This window comes from Pleionea sp. WD8-19 (genome assembly GCF_055326765.1).
This window is the reverse complement of the sequence record NZ_JBUZOU010000024.1, coordinates 1-19883: the sequence shown is the minus strand read 5'-3', so window position 1 is coordinate 19883 and position 19883 is coordinate 1. Positions and strand designations below refer to the sequence as shown.

The window sequence follows — 19883 nt, the reverse complement described above, 5'->3', positions numbered from 1 at the left end:
CATTCACCAATCACAAGCCAACTTATGACTACTCCCATCCGAGCCAGCGATTCACCTTACGCATTCGAGGTGGAGAAAGATAAAATTTATTTCTGGTGTGCGTGTGGTCGCAGTAAAAATCAACCGTTTTGCGATGGTTCTCATGCAGGTACGGGTATTACACCCGTAAAATACGAAGCATCTCAAGACAAGAAGGTTTTCTTTTGCGGTTGTAAGGGAACAGGAAATGCGCCCCTATGCGATGGAACGCATAACAAACAATAGTTTTTAGAACTTAGAACTTAGAACTTAGAACTTAGAGCTTAGAACTTACACCCAATAAGTTGGCGTCGTCTCATTTTGCAATGTTCCTAATTGTTCTTTCAGGTTCAATAATTGATCTTCCCAATAGCGTCGAGTATTAAACCAGGGAAAGTTGTGCTTAAAGCTGGGGTCGTCCCAGCGTTTGGCCAGCCATGCCATATAATGCATCATGCGCATGGCGCGTAATGCTTCCACTAAAAACCACTCACGATCATCAAATTCACGAAACTCTTCGTAACCGTCGAGTAAGGCATTGCGTTGATTTATTTTGTCTTGCTCGTCGCCGGTGATCAGCATCCATAAATCTTGTACAGCGGGTCCGGTTCGGCTGTCATCGAGATCCACAAAATGAGGGCCATCGGGAGTCCACATGACGTTTGACGGATGGCAGTCGCCATGAATTCGAAAGGAGTCGATGTCTTTAAACCGGTTGAAGCGTTGATTGCAAAAATCAATAAGCGGTAAACACACGCTGTCCATCGATTCGCGCAACTCGGTTGGAATAAAATGATTATCGGTTAAAAAGCGATAACTCTGCTCAGCATAATCTTCTGAGGTTATGGTCAGTCGATGATGGTATTGAGTTACTACTCCTACAGAATGAATACGAGCGATAAAACGACCGAGCCAGGTTAGCGTATCTTTGTCATCCAAATTGGGGTGACGTCCACCGCGATTTTCAAATACAGCAAAGCGAAACTCTTTAAAGTAATGCAGTGTGGCGTCGTTAATGTTCAATGGAGCGACCACTGGAATTTCAGCGTTTTCCAGTTGTTGTGAAAATTGATGTTCTTCGAGAATTTGATCGTCACTCCATCGCGCCGGGCGATAAAACTTGGCGACAAATTTCACATTGTCTTCGTTGCGAAATTGGTAAACACGATTTTCATAACTGTTCAAAGGTAATAAGGCAGCTTCGGCAAAAATACCGATGCTTTCTAGCGCATCGAGAATGGTATCGGGGTCGAGCTGATAAAAACTGTTAGGATCGATTGTTGTCATAGATGTTTTTACATTAAACCTTAATAGTGGTCCAGTTACGATTATTCCATAGCCAGACATAAATGGCCGCTTGAATACCGCGATACACCAATTGCATTAACCAGATAGCGGTAAGCCCTAAACCCATTATAGGGCCCATCCAATAGGCGATGGGGAGAAACAGCAACCACTGCATCACCAAAGAGACTTTTAATGTTGATTGAGTGGCTCCTGCTCCTTGCAGCGAATTCATTAATACAATAGCGAGCGCATCAATCAATATAGCGCCACTGACCAGTCGTAACGGTGTGATCCCGACTTCCAGTGCTTGCGGATCACGTAAAAAGGCGCCAAGTAAAATATCTGGAACAAACAACATCGGCAGTCCAATAAAAAAGACAACCGCCAACGCAATGCGAACCGTTTCCCAGGCCCAGCGATGTGCGTCTTCCGGTTCACCGCGACCGAGTGCTTGGCCAACCAATGTTGCTGAGGAAATTCCAAATGCGATGCAAGGTAGTATGGCAACCAGGGTAATGTTGGTGAGTACATTCGCCGCGGCTAATTCGTAAGTGCCAACTTGACCGACGATCCAAAACAGTACGGTAAAACCGAGCGCGAAAAACAGTTGTTGAAGGGATGAAGGTACTGAAATTTTTACAACGGTGATCAGAGTTTCGCGTTTCGGAAGATGCAAACCAAAACCGAAATCGCGTGTGTGTTTAAGCGCCAAATAGGTATAAATAAGCGTTCCGCCAAACATGGATAGGGCAGTGCCTAATGCTGCGCCTTGCACACCCAACTCTGGAAAGCCCAGTTTGCCGAATATCAAAACGTAATTCAGAAAAATATTCAAGCTGTGCATAATTAACAAAGTACGCAAGTAGTAGCCGGTTTTTTTAATGGCACTCCAATAGCCACGGTAGCAAAAATTCATGCCCACAAACATTATCGCGGCTAATCGAACTTGCAAGTATTCGGTTCCGTACGCGACCACTTCGGGATCGTCATTGAGCCAGCGGAATATATTCTCTGCATGTAATACCAGAAATATGGCAACCGGAGTGGCGACACATAGAATGGTCAACAAAGCGCCGTTCAGAGGATTGGCCGCTTCGTTATCACGTCCTTCTCCCATGCGTCGCGCAACCATGGCCTGAACACCTGCAGACATGCCCATAAAAGCGGCCGCTGCAACAAAGTTGATAAAGCTGGCCAAACCTACAGCTGCGAGTTGTGCCGTACCTAAATAACCGACCATTGCGGCATCGACCAGATTGAGAATGTTTTGCGACATCATGCCGCCAATAATGGGCAGCGAAAGGGCGAGGATGTGTTTATAGCGTTCGGACTGCTGCACTCAGAGCTCTCACTTATCAAAAGTGCGTCTATGGTAACAGGGATTGGTAAGGGCGATCATCTTCGGGAATGTTTCTTGATGTTTTTCAGGATGACGGCGAATTAATCCAATGGTGCATGTGCCACAACCCAGCCTTCAACGCGTGCACAACCACTTTGCTTCAGTGTCTTGGCCAATTCGTTTAACGTACTGCCCGTAGTGAAAACGTCGTCTACCAGAGCGATATTTTGTGGCAGGTTGGAAATGACTTGAAAAGCACTGCGAATATTACGTTGCCGTTCTTTCAGAGTTAGGCCGGATTGCGCCTGAGTAATTTTAGTTCTTATTACTCGATCGGTTAGTAGAGGAATATTTAATCGATGAGACAAGTTGCGAGCAATCAGCATCGATTGATTGTAACCGCGCTGTCGCATACGTTTAGTGTGCAGAGGCACAGCGATGATGGCGTCTGGCCGATCGTCGGATTTCGTACGAATTTGGTTGGCTAATTGTTCCGCGAACCACTCTGCGAGTGCAAACTGTCCTCGAAATTTGAAGGCGGGTAGCCAATGATTGATGGGATATTGGTAATCAAATTGAGCGATCAAACGATCGATCGCTGGAGGATGTTGCAGGCATTGGCCACAGGTCGATAATCCTTGTGACGGTAGAGTTGTTGCGCAACGAACACAGCCAGGTGGCGTTTTCGGGAGTTGGGACTCGCAGTCTGAACAAATCCAGAGTCCGTTTTTATCAATGTCCAATTGGCATAATTGGCAATGTGAAGTCAGTCCGTTGCGTAGCATGCTAGCCAGTGACATAAACCATCCTTGTACACATAAAATAGCTATAGGTTATTTTGTGACCATCTGTTAACCCGATTTCGGCCAGTAAATTGACAGGACGTCATCTCTCGGTAAACTTTGCGATCATTAATCTATTAAACGGAAATCTTCACAATGAGTCAATTCTCGCATCTGGTAACCGGAGAGATTCGGCACGACTGGACTCAAGAACAGGTAAAACGTTTATTTAACTTGCCCTTTAATGACCTGCTGTTTTATGCGCAAAGCATTCATCGTCAACACTTCGATCCCAACCAGGTACAAACCTCCACCTTGCTCAGTATTAAAACCGGTGCTTGTCCAGAAGATTGTGCCTACTGCCCGCAAAGTGGTCACTACAATACCGGTTTGTCGAAAGAACAACTGATGGCGATTGAGGAAGTGTTAGACAATGCGCGAAAAGCACGTGAAACCGGTGCAACCCGTTTTTGTATGGGCGCTGCCTGGCGCTCTCCGCGAAGTAAAGACTTTCCGGTGGTCTTGGAAATGATCAAAGGCGTTAAGGCGCTCGGTTTGGAAACCTGTGTGACTCTTGGCATGCTCAACGATGATCAGGCGCAACAATTGAAAGACGCAGGCCTCGATTACTACAACCACAACTTGGATACATCCCAAGAATATTACGATCAAATCATTACTACGCGCACCTTCCAAGATCGACTCGATACCTTAAAACACGTACGAGATGCCGGTATTAACGTGTGCAGTGGCGGTATTATCGGTATGGGTGAAGAACAAAACGATCGCTATGGACTGTTGATGGAACTGGCCAACCTGCCGGAACATCCGCAAAGTGTGCCGATTAATATGCTGGTTGCCGTTGCCGGAACGCCATTGGAAAATGTTGAAAAACTGGATCCTATCGAGTTTGTGCGAACCATCGCGACAGCACGTATTATGATGCCGAAATCGTACGTACGCCTCTCTGCTGGCCGTGAAGATATGACCGAAGAAACACAGGCATTGTGTTTTTACGCGGGTGCTAACTCCATTTTTTATGGAGAGAAATTATTGACAACACCGAACCCGAAACAAAACAGTGACCAAGCATTGTTTGATAAGTTGGGAATAAAGCCAGAATCGCGAGAAGTGGAAAGTACGGAAGAGCCGGTGTTGCCGAGCAGCGAGCAAATTGGCGGTGTTCGATTTACCAATGCGGCTGTGTGAATTAACTTGTATTTTGCACTCTCTGTTTTGTTTACCGATGGGTTACGCTTTGCTCCACCACATCCTACGGGTTCGAATGATTCTTTGAGTTTGTGGGATGGGAGATAACCCATCGTTTAAGTTTACTGATGGGTTACGCTTTGCTTCACCACATCCTACGGGTTCGAATGATTGTTTGAGTTTGTGGGATGGGAGATAACCCATCGTTTAAGTTTACCGATGGGTTACGCTTTGCTCCACCACATCCTACGGGTTCGAATGTTTCTTTGAGTTTGTAGGAAGGGTGATAACCCATCTTTTTAGAGATCATCATGCACACATGCTACAACGACTGGCTTAATCAACGGTTACAGCAACAGCGCGAAAACAATCTTTGGCGCTCGGTAAAAACCATTGATGGCGCGCAAGGTGCGAATATCCTTTGCAACAGCGAGTCGCTGATTAATTTCAGTAGCAACGATTACCTTTCGTTGGCTAATCATCCCGAAGTAATCGAAGCTTTAAAGCAAGGAGCCGATCGATTTGGTTGTGGCAGCGGGGCGTCACACTTAATTTCTGGCCACAGTGAAGCTCATCAACAATTACAACACGCCCTGGCGGACTGGTTGGGGTACGAAGCGGTTACATTGTTTTCCAGTGGCTACATGGCGAACCTGGCCATGTTGCAGTGTTTATTTGATAAAAGTGATTTGATTGTGCAAGACAAACTCAATCACGCATCGTTAATCGATGCGGCACAATTCAGTCGTGCCACACATAAGCGATTTGTGCATACGAGTTCCGATTCACTTGCCAGGCAATTAACGGGTGACTATCGTTTTAAAGCAATTGTGACCGATGGTGTTTTCAGTATGGATGGCGACCTCGCACCGCTTAATGAGTATGCTGCCATGGTTGAACAAGAGCGTACGCACCTTCTGGTGGACGACGCGCATGGTATAGGTGTGATTGGCACAAACGGAGCCGGTAGTCGAGAACACTTCGGTTTAACAACCGAACAAGTGCCAGTGGTTATGGGAACGCTGGGTAAAGCACTGGGAACATCCGGTGCATTTATCGCAAGCAGTCAACCAATCGCTGAAAATTTAACGCAGTTTGCGCGTCCTTATATTTATACTACGGCCATGTCGCCTGCTATAGCATGGGCAACAATAAAGAGCGTTGAACTGGCACAACAAGCCGACAGCTTGCGTACACAATTGCAAAAAAATATTCGTGTTTTTAAAACATTGGCAAAAACGTATCAGCTACCTTTAATGCCATCCATTACCGCCATTCAACCACTGGTGCTTGGTGATGATAAAAAATGTATGGATTGTGCAAGTTATTTAAAAACACAAGGCTTTTGGGTGGGCGCTATTCGCCCACCCACGGTACCAAAAGGTACAGCACGATTGCGTATTACCCTGAATGCCAAACATCAACAGAAAGAGATTGAGCAACTGGTTGAGTGTTTGGTGAATTGGTTACAAAGAGTTGATTAAATGACATTAACACCGTTTTATGAACAAGTGGGTGAAGGTCCAGACCTGGTATTGTTACACGGCTGGGGAGTTCACGGTGGTATCTTTCAGAACTTGTACGAGTCGTTGACAAAAGAGTTTCGCATCACCAATATCGACTTGCCTGGCTTCGGTCGCAGCCCAATACCCAATGACGAGTACACGATTGAATTACTGGCAGAACAAGTGCTAAAAGTCGCACCTGCCAATGCGCATTATATTGGTTGGTCATTGGGCGGCTTGCTGGCGAGTTACATTGCGATTCATTATCCAGAACGGGTCAACAAGTTGGTTACGGTCGGCAGTAATCCGCATTTTTTAGTGCAAGATGATTGGCCCTACGCGATGCAAACCAAAGTGATGGAGTCTTTTGTCTCTTTATTGGAAGAAGATTACGAATCGACATTAATTCGCTTTTTGGTGATTCAAACCATGGGCAGTGAAACCCAAAAAGCCGATGTGCAACGCTTGAAAGATACGGTATTTTTGCATGGTCAGCCGGCACCCAAAGCACTGCGTGGCGGTTTGAATATTTTAAAGCAGGTTGATCTGCGTAATCTGTTGAAAGATCTGAAGCATGAAACGCTGCGTATTTATGGCCGGCTCGATTCTTTGGTTCCTGTGAAAGCTGTTGATAAAATTGCCGCGCTGTTGCCGAACAGTCAGCAGGTTATTTTTCAAAAGGCGAGTCATGCGCCCTTTTTGTCGCATCAACAAGCGTTTTGTGATGTGGTAACGAACTTTTTAATAACGGGCAAGGCGTGAGTATGTCATCTGTTGCTGTATTTAATAAAGCCGACGTTGCAGAAAGCTTTTCAAGAGCGTCTGTTCATTACGACGATTTTGCCTTTACTCAACGTGAAATCGGTGATCGGCTGTTTGAGCGGTTGCAATATATGAACCTTGCGCCCAAAAACATTTTGGATATTGGATGCGGTACCGGTGTTTATACACGTAAGTTGAAAAAACGATTTGGTAAAGCCAAAGTAACCGGCGTTGATTTGGCTTCCGGCATGATTGAGCAAGCAAAGAAGCAAAATCCTTTATTTAAAAAGTGCAACTACCTATGTGCCGATATGGATCAATTACCTTTCGATAATAATTCCATTGATCTTATTTTCTCTAATCTGGCGCTGCAGTGGAGTATCAACCCACCTAACACATTTAAAGAGCTGGCGAGAGTACTTAAGCCAGGAGGATTGCTAATTTACTCCAGTCTTGGACCCGATACTTTGTGTGAGCTCCGACAGGCATGGCAACAAGCCGATCAAAGTACACATGTTAATGAATTTGTCGACATGCATAATTTGGGCGATGATATGTTGAAAGCCGGAATTGCAGAGCCGGTGATGGATATGGAGAAAATTACATTTGGATACCAAACACTTAAAGGATTGTTTTCCGATTTAAAAGGCATCGGTGCGCATAATATGAATGCAGGTCGGCCGCATAGCTTAATGAGTAAAGGGCGATGGCAGGCAATGACACAAGCTTACGAATCAATGCGAAATGCTGAACGAAAATTACCGGTCACATACGAAGTGATTTATGGGCATGGATGGGGTCGTGACTTACCTAACGCAACGAACGTTGATGACAATAATGTGTACAAGGTGACATTATCGTGAAACATTATTTTGTTACCGGAACCGATACCGAAGTTGGAAAAACCTATGTCACTTGTTTGCTTGCAAACTACTTTGTTACGCAGGAAAAACAAGTTGCTTGTATTAAGCCAGTGGCAGCTGGTGCAGAGTCAGTCGACGGTGAAATGAAAAATGATGATGCCCTTAAACTCCAGCAAGCTGGCAACATAAAGTTGGAGTATTCCGATGTTAATCCTTTTTGTTTTAAAGAAGCGATTGCACCTCATATTGCAGCAGAGAAAAATAAAAGGCTTGTGACGCTTAGCGATTTAAAAGATCATTTCATGGCATTGAAACTTGATTGTGATATTTGTTTGACCGAGGGCGCCGGAGGATTTTTGGTTCCTTTAAATGCGAAAGAGTCTTTTGCGGACATTCCCGTCTCAATGAATTGTGAAGTCATATTGGTCGTGGGCATGAAGTTAGGATGTATCAATCACGCATTACTATCCGTTGCAGCCATTCGGTCGCGAGGGTTGAAGCTTGCTGGGTGGATAGCGAATCAAGTTCAACCCGATATGAGTGTTTATCAAGAAAATATACAGACTTTACAGCACTGTATTGATGCACCAATGATTACCGAAGTAAAGTGGAGTACTACGAAGTTACAAAATATAAAGTTCATTTAACCCTGTTTAAAAATGTTAGCCGTTTATTTCCTGTGAATGGCAGTCTGTGGGAGGGAATATGAAGTATCTTATTTCTATTGCTTTGATGCTTGTTTCATCAAGCGTTTGGTCGCATGTGGAGTACAAAGATCAAAGCGGATTTATAGTGAGTGGAACCGTATCTAAGGAAGGTACTGCCATTGAAACATGGAACAGCTTATTGGATATTGGCGCGTGGTGGGTTGCTAGTCATTCCTTTTCCGGCAGTTCTAAAAATTTGTATTTAGATTTGGACAGTGAAAAATGCTTTTGTGAACGATGGCCTGATGGTTGGGTTCGTCATTTATCTGTCATTCATTACCAGTTACAAAAAGAGCTCACACTTGAAGGTGGTTTGGGTCCCTTACAGTCTGCCGGAATTCAAGGTGTACTTTCAATCCAGCTGAAACAGGACATTATGTCAACTAAGTTTAAGTGGCGATATGCCGTTCACGGTATTTCTAAGGAAGGCGTTGATAAATGGTCTGAACCGGTAAACCGAGTGCTGGAACGTCAATTTGGTAACTTAAAAAAGCTCATTGCGAAATGAAAGGGTAGACGTACCTAACTGGTTAGAAGGGTTAATTTCGATATTTTTGATCCGAATCAAAAATTTCAACGTATAACTTCATCATACTAACTGTTCGCTCGTTTAACTCAGGTTAGCTCCTTTAGCTTGTATGAAAGCTCAGGCAATTCTTTCGCTTAAAAAGGAAGATACCCTATACTTGATTAAAAGAAGGTCTATTGCATCAGTGCACCGGGAATATTTATGTCGTGAACTGGTGTTCTATCGCCAAATCAAAAAGGAACAACGATGCGCCTAGCGATTTTTGTCGTATTGACGTTGATATCTCAAGTTTTTGCTCAACAAGTTCAAACAGTGAGTTTGACAACGAACTATATTTCTGATGGATTTAGTCAAACGGATAATGAACCAGCGGCTCAGTATAGTTGGTTTCGAGAAAGCTCTGAGGTTTACTATCAACTTTTTTTATCGAACTTAAGATCACCAAAGGATGCTGGTATGGAATTGGATTTAGGGTTGGGCACTTTTATTGATACAACTATCGGTAAAGTAGATTTAGGGTTGTTGAATAATTTCAATTTGGACTTATTAGAAACAGATACTTATTTTCTAGAGCTTTATGTTGGATTAATTTGGGGAGAAAATACAAATTTATATGTTACATTCAGTAATGATCACAAAACTTTTGACGGCGGTAAAAATGCTAAGATTTCTTTCGCGCAGTCTTGGCAAATCAGTCCTAAAATCAGCTGGGGATATACGTTTGGCTTTGCTGACATGTACCGAAGTCGAATTGCTGACAGTGAGTACTTGTGGGCACATACTCAATTCACCTTCGTCGAAGACACATGGGCATTTGAAATTGGCTATTCCAATACGGATGTTGAACGAGCGCGCGATCCTGATAAGTTAGCTCAAGCCCACCTTTATTTAACCGCATCCAAATCGTTTTAGGTTGCGTGTATAAACAATCTCACTATATTTAACACAGCGAGTAACTTAAGAGTTGGCCCTAGCGATAGATGGCTTCTCCTTCGTTGAATAATCTTTTGCAGAAGGAAAGTGACTCAACTTTCAACATTTTCGAAGCCGATGGGATACGCTTCACTTCACCCTTCCTACAAAATCTATTCAGTTTCTGCTTTAGCTTGGGTGACCATGGCGCGAACATCGGCCAATAGTTGTTGCGCATCAAATAAAACGCCGTCTTTGATCGTATAACGAATACCTTGAGTACGAATCGGAACATTGTTTTCATCCAATTTGAAATGCCCGGTGCCGTAAAGCACTTTAAAATTTTGCAGCGGATTTTCTTTGACGATCACCAAATCGGCCAATTTACCGACTTCAATGCTGCCAATTTTATCTTGCATGGCTAACACTTCGGCGCCATTTAACGTGGCTGACTTAATTACCTCTAACGGATGAAAGCCGGCTTCTTGTAACAGTTCCAGTTCGCGAATGTATCCGAAACCATAAATCTTATAGATATAACCCGAGTCGGACCCGGTAGTAACGCGGCCACCGTGATTTTTATAATCATTAACAAACGTCATCCAGCGTTGAAAGTTTTTCTTCCAGTTAATTTCATCTTGCGTGGTCCAATCAAACCAGTAAGAGCCATGCGCATAGCGACTGGGCTCAAAAAATTGCCACAACTTGGGCAAAGTGTAGTCTTGGTGCCAAACGGCTTGGCGTTCACGCATTAAATCGCGACTGGCTTCGTAGATGGTAAACGTAGGATCCAGCGTGAAATCGAGGCTGATCAACTCATCGCGTACCGCATTCCATTTTTCAGAGCCGGGCTCGGCCGTTTGTAGCCAAAGTTTTCCAGCTTCGCCAAAACGATGTTGTTCGTTTTGGTAGTTATAGTCGTGCCGATAATTCTGGATCATTTTGTCGGTAAACATGGCTTCCGGAAGGCCATACCAGTGCTCCATACTGGTGAGGCCCATACGCGCACTGATTAATGCGTTCATGCGTACCACATCGATTTGCGCGTGATGCATAGTGGTGCCCATTTTGTGTTTTTTTGCTTGAAAAATGGCTGCTTTTATAAATTCTGGTTTGGCACCAAAAAACTTGATACCGCGAGCACCTTTTTCAGCCACTTCATTCACCCAACGACGTACATCTTTTTCATTTACAAACGGCTTGCTGCGTCCCATACCAAAGCCGACATAGGGAACGATACGCGGTGATGTAATTTCATTTTGTTCGCTTAACTTTTGATGCCTAACGGTCCACTCTAGCCCGTTGAAACTTCCGGGCTCACGTACGGTGGTAATGCCATGAGCCAACCAAAGTTTGAGTACGTATTCGGTTGGAATGCCATCGGTACTGCCGCCCATGTGTCCGTGCATGTCCACAAAGCCGGGTAAAACATAATATCCTGTTAAGTCCAGCTCTCTACCACCGGATTTTATTTGTGGTCGCTGTTTTATAATCGGGACACCAGGGTTGCCTACAACGGCGACTTGTACAATTTTATTTTGTTCGATTACTAAATCGACCGGCCCTATGGGAGGTGCACCGTGGCCCGCAATAACGGTTACACCACGAAGGATCAATTGCTTAAACGGACCTTCACCGCGTTCGCGTTGCGGTGCATCTTGTGGTGTTGCATTAAGTAAGGCAGAAAAGAGAAGTGTAAATAAGAATGTGATGTTTTTCATTTCGGCGTTCCGAGTCACTGGAACGCTAAAGGTACGGTATAAATTAATTGAACTCAACCCGACATCACCGTACTTCTTACCAAGGTGCAGTGATGTCGGGTTGAATAAACGAAAGTTTATTCGAAATCCGGATGCTCGCGGGTGTGGCGTTTGCTATAACGCGCAAACTTTTTGTACAGCTTTTTCAACTTTGCTGCTTGCTCTGCATTAAGTTGCTCGGCCAACAGTTTTTGAGTATTAGCATGCAGAATCATAAGATCGGCTTTCTTTTCCGCTACTTGCGTTGAAAGCGAGCGAATCGATGTTTCATTGATGGGATCCGATTGCATGGCTTCGTGCATGGATTCCTTCAATTCATGAATGGACTCACGAATACCTTGCGATTGTTCATGCGCATTCATCACAATGGCTTTAACCGCTTCGGTTTGTGCCTCCGTTAAATTCAGCTCTTTTTGCATGATTTGTACTCGGTGTTCCGGATGATGCGGACCAGCAATGGTTACACTGGAGATCGACATCATGGTTATCGCAGCAGCAAGCAGCAAAGTGTTTTTGAATGGAGATTTCATTGTCTTATCCTCGTGGTTAGGTCATTTTCAAACGCCGAGTTCAGTGTATGCTGCGCAATGAAAAGTTGGGTATTGTCTGTGTAAAGGATTTGTAAAGACCCGCAAGCTTTCTTTACAAAAGAGACTTGAGATATGAGGTATACTTGGTTCAAGCACTAAGCACTAAGCACTAAGCACTAAGCACTAAGCACTAAGCACTAAGTTGAGAAGGTGTTGGTTAGAGACTTCTTTCTTAGAATTTAGAACTTCACAAAGGTACGAATATGCATCGAATATTAATCGTAGATGATGATATTGAATTATGTGAGTTGCTCACCGACTATTTGTCGCAGGAAGGCTTTGAGATTGATACGGTACACGATGGTGAAGCCGCTGCACAAACGGTCAAAAGTCAGCAGTACGACTTGATGGTACTGGATGTGATGCTGCCTAAGAAAAACGGTTTTGAAGTGTTAAGAGAAGTCAGCTATTCGCGCAAAACACCAGTGCTTATGCTTACCGCGAAGGGCGACGAGGTAGACCGCATACTCGGCCTGGAAATGGGCGCCGATGATTATCTGGCCAAGCCTTGTAATCCGCGTGAATTAACAGCGCGGATACGCAGTATCATTCGTCGCACTCAATCGCTGCCACCGGATTTGCAATCACAGTCGAAAGGACAAGATATCGCTATCGCCGATTTAACCATTCAATTGGCGCGACGAGAGGCGTTAGTCGATCAAAAGCAGGTGGAACTTACCGCAACGGAATTTGAAATTCTGGTTCTTCTGGCAGAGCATGCGGGAGAACTGGTCACACGTGAAAACATCAGTGAGCAGTGTCTCGGACGTCGACTGATGGCTTTCGACCGCAGTATCGATATGCACATCAGTCATCTGAGAAAAAAGTTGGGACCGTCACAACAGGAGCAAGATCGCATCAAAACGGTCCGAGGTGTGGGATATCAATATGTGGCCCTTTAATCGGCTCAGTTTATTCTGGAAAATATTTTTCTGGTTTTGGTTTGCCATGTTGTTAATGGTGAGTGTCACAGCCATCAGTTGGATTCTTTATCGCGATTCAATTAACTTTAACAAAGCCGATCGCAATATGCAGGCGGTGGTCAGTAAGTTGGCGTACATATTAAGCAGTGATATGTCGGAACGTAAACAAAAACGCGCCATGCATCACTTGCTCCGAAGTTTTGCTCCGCCGGCTTTTCGTTCACCTCCTGAAAACGAACGTGTTAGACCGCCTTTTTATTTATTAAATAGCAACGGTGAAGAGCGCAGCGGTTTACGCATTCCGGAAGCGGTTTTCGCTTTATCGAGACTGAACTCCGATACACTTCACGTAGCAGCCCATCGCGATTATATTTACATTGGCCCCAAAGCAGTAACAATTGACGGTATCGAATATCGTCTGTTTGTTTCTCAATATATTGGGCGCTTTAAACTGAAAATGTTAGGCCATTTGTTGCATGGTGTATCACCCTGGCAAATTGCGGCTTACTTTTTTGTCAGTAGTGTGCTGTGCTTTTTGCTTGCATGGTCGATTACGCGTCCTATTCGAAGTTTGCAATCGGTATCTCGCCGTATCGCGAAAGGTGAAAAAGTGTCAGCGGTAAACGAACTCGGCAGTCGTCGCGATGAGTTTCATTCACTGGCGTTAGACTTCGATCATATGGCCGAAAAAATCATGGAAACGGTCAGTACTCAAAAGCAATTATTAAGCGATGTATCGCACGAATTGCGTTCACCTCTAACCCGAATGCAAATCGCAGTCGGCTTATTGGATAAAGATTTAAAAAATGGAGAAAACAAACACTTACAGCGTATCGAAAAAGAGTGTATGCGCATGGATGAGATGATCGGTCAATTGTTAAGTATTGCTGCGCTGGAAAGAGGTCAGCTCTATGAAGAAGAGCAAGCCATTGAGCTGAAGCTTTTAGTTGCTGATGTATTAACTGATGCCGAATTTGAAGCCGCACAAAAACAAATTCAACTTAAAGCGACTTTACATAATGGATTTCATTTACAGGGTTATTACGGTTTACTGCGTAGTTCTATCGAAAATATTATTCGCAATGCCATACGTTATTCCCCTCTTGGCGGGATAATCGAGATCCAGTTAACACACGACTCTTTGCAAGCACGGCTCTCCATTGCCGATCAAGGACCGGGTGTGGAACAAGAAAGTTTAGGCAAAATATTCGATCCTTTTTATCGAACTGATGAAGCGCGGAGTCGGGAACAAGGTGGTGCAGGATTAGGGCTGGCCATTGCTTCGCGCTCAGTGGCAGTGCACCATGGCCGAATTTATGCCGAGCATAATGAACCGCATGGATTAAAAGTGGTGATTGAGTTACCTATCAAGTAAATGAAAAGTCAGGAGAAATCCAAACACTGTTAGTTGCTTGGCAGTCAATAGCATCCAACAACATGTGAATGACCAAACCAATACCAATATATCGCGTTTTGGGGAAGAAGCAAGCCAGTACATACAGCAAGATCAATGCTGGGTGGTGCAAGGGGTGAAAACCAATGCTACATCGATTGGGATCGTAAATGGGTGTTGCCATTAAATGATCGAGATCGACTAACATGGTTGCCATCATTACGACATAAACCATCAGGAATTTTTTTCTAAAGAAAACTGCCGCTACAAAAGCGGGTACCAAAAAGTGCAAAAGTATATGGAGCATGACACGTCAATTAACTTATGATCGGAACCAGTCCTTTAGCCGATAATCATTGTTTGAAGTATGCAATCATACGCGATTGATCAATGTCTTGCACTTCAGAGACGATAAAGACAGGTTTAAAGCTAAACAAAAGCGTGACTTTCAAGACGTTTTATTCTGTAAGCAGATTTTACCCACGGATTGAATTTTAGTCACAAACTGATATCGTTCATCCCTTATTCAACATTTAAAGAGAACCTTGAATGAGCGGAATGATCAAACATACCAGTGACTGATATTTATCTTATTACTAACTTCCTGCGGTTCGTTGATGAAAAATGAGCAAATCATTCAACGGGAAAATTACTTTCCCTGGGAAAACGATGTTGGCTATTCTCAGGTTGCTCAAGTTGGCCATAAGCTGTATGTTTCGGGCATTACCAGCAACAAAAGTGCATTTTATGATCAAGTTGATGAGATCTATTTTATCTTGACGCGTGTTCTAAAAGACAATGGAGTAGGTAGCGAAGCGATAGTAAAAGAGGTTATCTATACTACCGATATGAATGCGATACAGAACGCCATTCCAGTACGTAAGAAATATTTTAATGAGGGGAAATACCCAACTTCGCGTTGGGTTCAGGTCGACCGACTCTTTATAGAAGGGCAGTTTGTAGAAGTGGAAATCGAGGCGATTATTGCTAATCATTAACCTACTGGAAATCATTAGTTAACAATGAAAAAAGAAAATTTAACGGCTTCCATTCCACAGGAACTATCCGAAGAAATTTTTGAAGTGATACTTGCTTCGGGTAAAGTTCGCATAGAACGAATTATTTCTAAAGGGCATACCTCGCCAAAAGAGGGTTGGTACGATCAAGAGGAAAACGAATGGGTTTTGGTAGTAGAGGGTAGTGGTAGCATAGAGTTTGATGATGGAACTAAAATAACGCTAAAGCAGGCTGATTATTTAAACATACCTGCTCATACTCGGCATAAGGTCGTCTGGACAGACCCGGAGAAAACTACCGTTTGGTTGGCTATTTTTTACAGTTAAATTAGCTATCAATCAAAAACGAGATAAATTATGAAATATGTTTGTGTGTACTGTGGTTCCAGTAGTGGAGCGAAACCGGATTATACAAATGCCGCCAAGGCATTAGGTCAAACTCTGGTTAAACGAAATATCGGGCTTGTTTACGGAGGCGCCCATGTTGGCCTAATGGGAACCATTGCCGATGCTGTATTGGAACAAGGTGGCAAGGTGATTGGCGTTATACCGCAAGGGTTGGTTGATCTGGAAGTTGCGCATTACGGTTTAACCGAGCTGAAAATCGTAAAGTCGATGCACGAACGCAAAATGACCATGGCGGAATTGTCCGATGGTTTTATTGCCATGCCGGGTGGTTTTGGGACGTTAGAAGAATTGTTTGAAATTTTAACTTGGGCGCAGCTTGGCTTGCACGGAAAACCTTGTGGTGTGTTGAATGTGAATCGCTACTACGATGGCTTGTTACAGCATTTGAATACTATGAAAAATGAAGCTTTCCTCAAAAGCGAGCATCGGCAAATGTTACTGGTTGATCAGAGTCCTGATGCGTTACTTTCTCAATTGATTGCTTATAAACCGCTTGAGCGGCAGAAGTGGATTAGTCGTGATGAGACTTGAGTGTTTATTGACTCTTGGACTGTTTGATTTTGAGGTTTGTGTATAACTTTGAACTTGAAATAATAAATTGAGATATGTAAGCCGGTCATCTTTGATAATTGTGTTTGCAGCCGCATATCTCTGAAACAGACATCTTATTGTAGCTAATATTGCTTCGATTGGTTTTATTGTAACCAAGGAATAATGAATAAATCTAAAGGGCTAACTTTGAGCAAAAAACAATTTTTAGATGCAGCAAAGCCACTTTGGGTTATGCTTGCTAATAGCGAAATCAGCGGATTCAATCATCTGTTTTTTTAAGTATTCATGTAACTTTTTGATTTTATGGCGCTTAATTTTTAAATTATCGGAACGTACGATTTGAAATAGTAAGATGTTGTCTTCTTTTTAACTAAAGTGCAGCCGCGGTTCTTATGCAATTTATTGATATTTAGAAAGAAATACGGTTGAATGAGCAGACTATGATTTTAAATAAGACGATTGATGGCTGTATAGGACAGTTGAAACAATCGTTAGAATAAAACTGTTAGTGCAAAAGAAAGGTGAGCATTTGGAGAGCTTAGCTGCAATAATCTGGTTGTTGATAATATTTGTTGTTATTTGGAATTTTATTAACACACTTAACAAGCGACAAGAATATAAGCCATCTTCTGAACTAAATAAAGATGACGTACATCCTAGCCTTCGTCAGGAAGTTAATTGTCAAGTCAAAGATGGCTATAAGCTAATTTTAATTGAAAAACACAGAGTGAAAATGGTTAAGAAAAAAAGGTATTGGTTTCCGATTTGGCTTTTCTTTCCAATGCCAAACGCACTCAATATTATTTTTAATTCATCTTTTTTATGTAATTACTACGGTATTGAACTAAAGCTAGTCGGGAATGAAGTTGAAATTTCAACATTTTAATATTATAAAATGGGCACTAACAATAAACTGTTGCGCGACTTTGAACCGCTCATTTCATTCGCTAATCAAAGCCGCAAAGTAAAACGTTATGCATAAAAGAATCTGGCTATGTCCATAGAAATAGTTAAGTCACAAATACAAGAGTTTCTTTCTAATGATAAGCCAGAAGTGCTTGCTATTAAGGGGGCATGGGGTGTAGGGAAAACTTATAGTTGGAACAAATTCTTACTGAAAGCAAAGAACTCAAATAACATTGCACTCGAACGATATTCATATGTCTCTCTATTTGGAATAAATTCACTCGATGCGTTCAAATACACGATATTCGAGCATGTGATAAAACAAGAAATGATTGGCACAGAGGCCAACATTGAGACATTCAAGAATAATACAACTGGGCTTTTAGAAGTCCTTGGTCGAAAATCATTAGGCTGGTTTAAAGGCGCGTCGCTATTGAAAAGCTTTACACCAGCAATTGAATCAATATCGTTTCTCTCACTAAACAACTCTCTGATATGCATCGATGATTTGGAGCGCAGAGGTTCAAGCTTGTCGATGAAAGATGCGCTTGGTTTAGTGTCACAGCTAAAGGAGCAAAAGAAGTGCAAGATTGTATTGCTTTTGAACGACAAGGAGGAAGGTTTAGAAGATTATACAAAGTACAGAGAAAAGGTAATCGATGTTGAGTTAAGGTTTGAGCCTACTTCCTTTGAAAGTGCTGAAATAGCATTTAATAATGATACCGAGAGCGGAGAAAAACTCTCAGAGCTTACTCAGAAGCTAGACATAAAAAATATTCGAGTTCTGAAGAAAATTGAACGGCTTGTTAATATCGTTCTTCCGTTGGCTGCAGGTTACGAGCCTGAAATCGAACATCAGGTTCGTCATTCACTGATTCTTTTTTCTTGGTGCTACTACTGCGCTAATGATGGAGCGCCTCCATTAGAATTTGTAACAAATCTTGGTTACGACATGTGGGGACTAGGTGAAGAAGAGGAAAACGATGAAGAGAAAAAGCTATGGAAAAATTTGGTTAGTAGCTATGAGTATCAGCACACTGATGAGCTAGATCTCGTTCTTGCCGAAGCTGTCAGAACTGGATATATCGAAGAAGATAAGTTTAAAAATGAAGCCTCAAAGAAAAACGAGCAAATACGGGCATCAAAGTCTGAAGGTTCATTTAGCGAAACCTGGAGGTTATACCATGATAGCTTTGATGACAACGAAGAAGAACTAATTTTAAAGCTATATGAAAGCTTCAAGAAAAATGTCAAAAATATAACGCCAACTAACCTTAATGGAACGGTGAGGCTGTTTAGGGAGCTCGGTGAAGAGGGTAAAGCTTCAGAAATTATTGATTTCTATATACAGCAACGTAAAGCCGAAAAGGAGATTTTTAATATGAGGGAAAATAACTTTTTCGGTGATATCAGAGATGAAGAGATTATTAACAAGTTTAACAGTGAGTATCAAGCGTCTGTGACAGTGGAAAGTGCTGCTGATGTATTGAAAAGAATAGCAGGCAACAACGGATGGAACCAAGAAGATGAAGTGGTGCTTGCCAATACGTCAATTGATGATTACTACCAGTTGTTCAAAAATGAAAAAGGCCAACATCTTTCGTCATATGTCAATACTTGTTTGAAATTTGGCCAATTTGGCAACGCTAGTGATCAGCAGAAAGAAATCGCAAATAGAGTAACTAAAGCACTTAAGAAAATTGCATCAGAAAGTGAACTTAATAAGCGCAGGGTGAAGAAGTTTGGAGTCGAGATAGATGCATAACAATCGCATACACTCGGACAGCAAAAAGCGTCGCTCGTTCCTCGCTCTGCTTTTTACAGCCGGTGATGCGTGGCGTTAGACTTTTGTGTGCCAACTAGGAATGAGCAATGTATAAAATATGAATAAAGAGCTTGAGAAACTAGTCAACCCTCCTTGGATGAAGTCTATTCAAAGACTTCAAATGCAGACTAATATCGCTGCGTTGGCCTTCCAAGAATCTGAAGCTATGCGTTCAATCAGAAAGCTAAGTGAGTCTACTAAGTTAGCTTTTTTAGCATTTAGTGAGTCAGATGCCATGAGATCAATTAGAGAGCTAACTGAATCAAGTCGCTTTGCTGCACTGGCATTGCAAGAATCAGAAGCATTGAAATCACTTAGATCTATTGCAGAATCGACTCGATTATCAGCTATTGCATTCCAGCAATCTGAAACGGCTAAGAAACTACAAAGCCTAGCTGAATCAAGTCAATTAGCATCAATTGCTTTAAAGCAATCGGAAGCGTTTAAACATATATCACAGCTGAGCAATCTCGCAGAGGGCGTTCAGAATTCTGTGTCAGCCTAAAAATTAAAGTTCTAGTTCACCATCTAATCGACCTTCAAAGTGGATGGCCAGTTGTGACAATGTCAGGTTCCAGTTTTGAACTGGCATTGTCC

Annotated in this window: 22 protein-coding genes; 16 read left to right on the top strand and 6 right to left on the bottom strand. The window is 42.8% G+C overall.

Annotation, left to right across the window (positions count from 1 at the left end; all coding sequences use genetic code 11):
- The first annotated feature begins 24 nt into the window (after window positions 1-24).
- A complete protein-coding gene (locus ACTUJY_RS19415; RefSeq protein WP_463617796.1) occupies window positions 25-264 on the top strand; it encodes a CDGSH iron-sulfur domain-containing protein in 240 nt (79 codons plus the stop codon).
- A 45-nt stretch (window positions 265-309) separates the two neighbouring features.
- Here ACTUJY_RS19415 and ACTUJY_RS19410 read toward each other — a convergent pair whose 3' ends face one another.
- The 3 genes from ACTUJY_RS19410 to ACTUJY_RS19400 all read right to left on the bottom strand — a co-directional run bounded on the left by ACTUJY_RS19410 (window position 310) and on the right by ACTUJY_RS19400 (window position 3444).
- Window positions 310-1305, bottom strand: a complete 996-nt coding sequence (locus tag ACTUJY_RS19410; protein ID WP_463617795.1) for a serine/threonine protein kinase — start codon at window positions 1303-1305, stop codon at window positions 310-312.
- Window positions 1306-1318: 13 nt separating this feature from the next.
- On the bottom strand, window positions 1319-2644 hold the full coding sequence (locus ACTUJY_RS19405) for an MATE family efflux transporter (protein ID WP_463617794.1): 1326 nt from the start codon (window positions 2642-2644) through the stop codon (window positions 1319-1321).
- Window positions 2645-2745: 101 nt separating this feature from the next.
- Window positions 2746-3444, bottom strand: a complete 699-nt coding sequence (locus tag ACTUJY_RS19400; protein WP_463617793.1) for a hypothetical protein — start codon at window positions 3442-3444, stop codon at window positions 2746-2748.
- Between the two features lie 138 nt (window positions 3445-3582).
- On the opposite strand from ACTUJY_RS19400, the gene bioB reads away from it, so the two are divergent.
- The 7 genes from bioB (at window position 3583) to ACTUJY_RS19365 (ending at window position 9913) form a co-directional block, all read left to right on the top strand.
- Window positions 3583-4635, top strand: a complete 1053-nt coding sequence (gene bioB, locus ACTUJY_RS19395; protein ID WP_463617792.1) for a biotin synthase BioB — start codon at window positions 3583-3585, stop codon at window positions 4633-4635.
- A 311-nt stretch (window positions 4636-4946) separates the two neighbouring features.
- Complete coding sequence (gene bioF, locus ACTUJY_RS19390) at window positions 4947-6119, top strand: 8-amino-7-oxononanoate synthase (protein ID WP_463617791.1); 1173 nt, start codon at window positions 4947-4949, stop codon at window positions 6117-6119.
- On the top strand, window positions 6120-6902 hold the full coding sequence (gene bioH / locus ACTUJY_RS19385) for a pimeloyl-ACP methyl ester esterase BioH (protein ID WP_463617790.1): 783 nt from the start codon (window positions 6120-6122) through the stop codon (window positions 6900-6902).
- A 2-nt stretch (window positions 6903-6904) separates the two neighbouring features.
- Window positions 6905-7765: a malonyl-ACP O-methyltransferase BioC gene (gene bioC, locus ACTUJY_RS19380; RefSeq protein WP_463617789.1), complete on the top strand. Its 861-nt coding sequence runs from the start codon at window positions 6905-6907 to the stop codon at window positions 7763-7765.
- Window positions 7762-8412, top strand: coding sequence for a dethiobiotin synthase (bioD, locus tag ACTUJY_RS19375; protein ID WP_463617788.1), 651 nt, complete (start codon window positions 7762-7764; stop codon window positions 8410-8412). The genes bioC and bioD overlap by 4 nt, the downstream gene beginning before the upstream one ends.
- Window positions 8413-8470: 58 nt before the next feature.
- A complete protein-coding gene (locus ACTUJY_RS19370; protein WP_463617787.1) occupies window positions 8471-8980 on the top strand; it encodes a hypothetical protein in 510 nt (169 codons plus the stop codon).
- A gap of 267 nt (window positions 8981-9247) precedes the next feature.
- Window positions 9248-9913 (top strand): TorF family putative porin, encoded by a 666-nt coding sequence (locus tag ACTUJY_RS19365; protein WP_463617786.1) that lies wholly within the window; start codon window positions 9248-9250, stop codon window positions 9911-9913.
- Window positions 9914-10086: 173 nt separating this feature from the next.
- Here the strand turns inward: ACTUJY_RS19365 and ACTUJY_RS19360 are convergent, their stop codons facing one another.
- Together ACTUJY_RS19360 and ACTUJY_RS19355 are read right to left on the bottom strand one after the other, a co-directional pair.
- The gene (locus ACTUJY_RS19360; RefSeq protein WP_463617785.1) at window positions 10087-11634 is read right to left on the bottom strand and encodes an amidohydrolase family protein; all 1548 of its coding nucleotides are present in this window, start codon (window positions 11632-11634) and stop codon (window positions 10087-10089) included.
- A 116-nt stretch (window positions 11635-11750) separates the two neighbouring features.
- Entirely contained in the window at window positions 11751-12203 is a 453-nt protein-coding gene (locus tag ACTUJY_RS19355) for a Spy/CpxP family protein refolding chaperone (RefSeq protein WP_463617784.1), read from the bottom strand.
- 263 nt (window positions 12204-12466) lie between these two features.
- On the opposite strand from ACTUJY_RS19355, the gene ACTUJY_RS19350 reads away from it, so the two are divergent.
- Window positions 12467-13165, top strand: a complete 699-nt coding sequence (locus tag ACTUJY_RS19350; RefSeq protein ID WP_463617783.1) for a response regulator — start codon at window positions 12467-12469, stop codon at window positions 13163-13165.
- Window positions 13152-14561, top strand: a complete 1410-nt coding sequence (locus ACTUJY_RS19345; protein ID WP_463617782.1) for an ATP-binding protein — start codon at window positions 13152-13154, stop codon at window positions 14559-14561. Before ACTUJY_RS19350 ends, ACTUJY_RS19345 begins: the two co-directional genes overlap by 14 nt.
- Here ACTUJY_RS19345 and ACTUJY_RS19340 read toward each other — a convergent pair.
- Window positions 14554-14886 carry a DUF6122 family protein gene (locus ACTUJY_RS19340; protein ID WP_463617781.1) on the bottom strand — a complete coding sequence of 111 codons (333 nt, stop codon included), beginning with the start codon at window positions 14884-14886 and terminating at the stop codon, window positions 14554-14556. The two genes, ACTUJY_RS19345 and ACTUJY_RS19340, sit on opposite strands and share 8 nt — an antisense overlap.
- Before the next feature lie 310 nt (window positions 14887-15196).
- On the opposite strand from ACTUJY_RS19340, the gene ACTUJY_RS19335 reads away from it, so the two are divergent.
- The 6 genes from ACTUJY_RS19335 to ACTUJY_RS19310 all read left to right on the top strand — a co-directional run bounded on the left by ACTUJY_RS19335 (window position 15197) and on the right by ACTUJY_RS19310 (window position 19791).
- Window positions 15197-15577 carry a RidA family protein gene (locus tag ACTUJY_RS19335; protein ID WP_463617780.1) on the top strand — a complete coding sequence of 127 codons (381 nt, stop codon included), beginning with the start codon at window positions 15197-15199 and terminating at the stop codon, window positions 15575-15577.
- Between the two features lie 24 nt (window positions 15578-15601).
- Entirely contained in the window at window positions 15602-15922 is a 321-nt protein-coding gene (locus tag ACTUJY_RS19330; RefSeq protein WP_463617779.1) for a cupin domain-containing protein, read from the top strand.
- A gap of 30 nt (window positions 15923-15952) precedes the next feature.
- Window positions 15953-16534: an LOG family protein gene (locus tag ACTUJY_RS19325; RefSeq protein WP_463617778.1), complete on the top strand. Its 582-nt coding sequence runs from the start codon at window positions 15953-15955 to the stop codon at window positions 16532-16534.
- Window positions 16535-17063: 529 nt separating this feature from the next.
- Complete coding sequence (locus ACTUJY_RS19320) at window positions 17064-17441, top strand: hypothetical protein (protein WP_463617777.1); 378 nt, start codon at window positions 17064-17066, stop codon at window positions 17439-17441.
- 108 nt (window positions 17442-17549) lie between these two features.
- Window positions 17550-19226 (top strand): hypothetical protein, encoded by a 1677-nt coding sequence (locus tag ACTUJY_RS19315; RefSeq protein ID WP_463617776.1) that lies wholly within the window; start codon window positions 17550-17552, stop codon window positions 19224-19226.
- Between the two features lie 118 nt (window positions 19227-19344).
- Window positions 19345-19791, top strand: coding sequence for a hypothetical protein (locus ACTUJY_RS19310; protein ID WP_463617775.1), 447 nt, complete (start codon window positions 19345-19347; stop codon window positions 19789-19791).
- Window positions 19792-19883: the final 92 nt, after the last annotated feature.

Bases quoted from the DNA above. Each gene is read 5' to 3' on its own strand.
- ACTUJY_RS19415 (WP_463617796.1), top strand. From the start codon at position 25: ATGACTACTCCCATCCGAGCCAGCGATTCACCTTACGCATTCGAGGTG.
- ACTUJY_RS19410 (WP_463617795.1), bottom strand. From the start codon at position 1,305: ATGACAACAATCGATCCTAACAGTTTTTATCAGCTCGACCCCGATACC.
- ACTUJY_RS19400 (WP_463617793.1), bottom strand. From the start codon at position 3,444: ATGTCACTGGCTAGCATGCTACGCAACGGACTGACTTCACATTGCCAA.
- bioB (WP_463617792.1), top strand. From the start codon at position 3,583: ATGAGTCAATTCTCGCATCTGGTAACCGGAGAGATTCGGCACGACTGG.
- bioF (WP_463617791.1), top strand. From the start codon at position 4,947: ATGCACACATGCTACAACGACTGGCTTAATCAACGGTTACAGCAACAG.
- bioH (WP_463617790.1), top strand. From the start codon at position 6,120: ATGACATTAACACCGTTTTATGAACAAGTGGGTGAAGGTCCAGACCTG.
- bioC (WP_463617789.1), top strand. From the start codon at position 6,905: ATGTCATCTGTTGCTGTATTTAATAAAGCCGACGTTGCAGAAAGCTTT.
- ACTUJY_RS19370 (WP_463617787.1), top strand. From the start codon at position 8,471: ATGAAGTATCTTATTTCTATTGCTTTGATGCTTGTTTCATCAAGCGTT.
- ACTUJY_RS19365 (WP_463617786.1), top strand. From the start codon at position 9,248: ATGCGCCTAGCGATTTTTGTCGTATTGACGTTGATATCTCAAGTTTTT.
- ACTUJY_RS19360 (WP_463617785.1), bottom strand. From the start codon at position 11,634: ATGAAAAACATCACATTCTTATTTACACTTCTCTTTTCTGCCTTACTT.
- ACTUJY_RS19355 (WP_463617784.1), bottom strand. From the start codon at position 12,203: ATGAAATCTCCATTCAAAAACACTTTGCTGCTTGCTGCTGCGATAACC.
- ACTUJY_RS19350 (WP_463617783.1), top strand. From the start codon at position 12,467: ATGCATCGAATATTAATCGTAGATGATGATATTGAATTATGTGAGTTG.
- ACTUJY_RS19345 (WP_463617782.1), top strand. From the start codon at position 13,152: ATGTGGCCCTTTAATCGGCTCAGTTTATTCTGGAAAATATTTTTCTGG.
- ACTUJY_RS19340 (WP_463617781.1), bottom strand. From the start codon at position 14,886: ATGCTCCATATACTTTTGCACTTTTTGGTACCCGCTTTTGTAGCGGCA.
- ACTUJY_RS19335 (WP_463617780.1), top strand. From the start codon at position 15,197: ATGAAAAATGAGCAAATCATTCAACGGGAAAATTACTTTCCCTGGGAA.
- ACTUJY_RS19330 (WP_463617779.1), top strand. From the start codon at position 15,602: ATGAAAAAAGAAAATTTAACGGCTTCCATTCCACAGGAACTATCCGAA.
- ACTUJY_RS19325 (WP_463617778.1), top strand. From the start codon at position 15,953: ATGAAATATGTTTGTGTGTACTGTGGTTCCAGTAGTGGAGCGAAACCG.
- ACTUJY_RS19315 (WP_463617776.1), top strand. From the start codon at position 17,550: ATGTCCATAGAAATAGTTAAGTCACAAATACAAGAGTTTCTTTCTAAT.
- ACTUJY_RS19310 (WP_463617775.1), top strand. From the start codon at position 19,345: ATGAATAAAGAGCTTGAGAAACTAGTCAACCCTCCTTGGATGAAGTCT.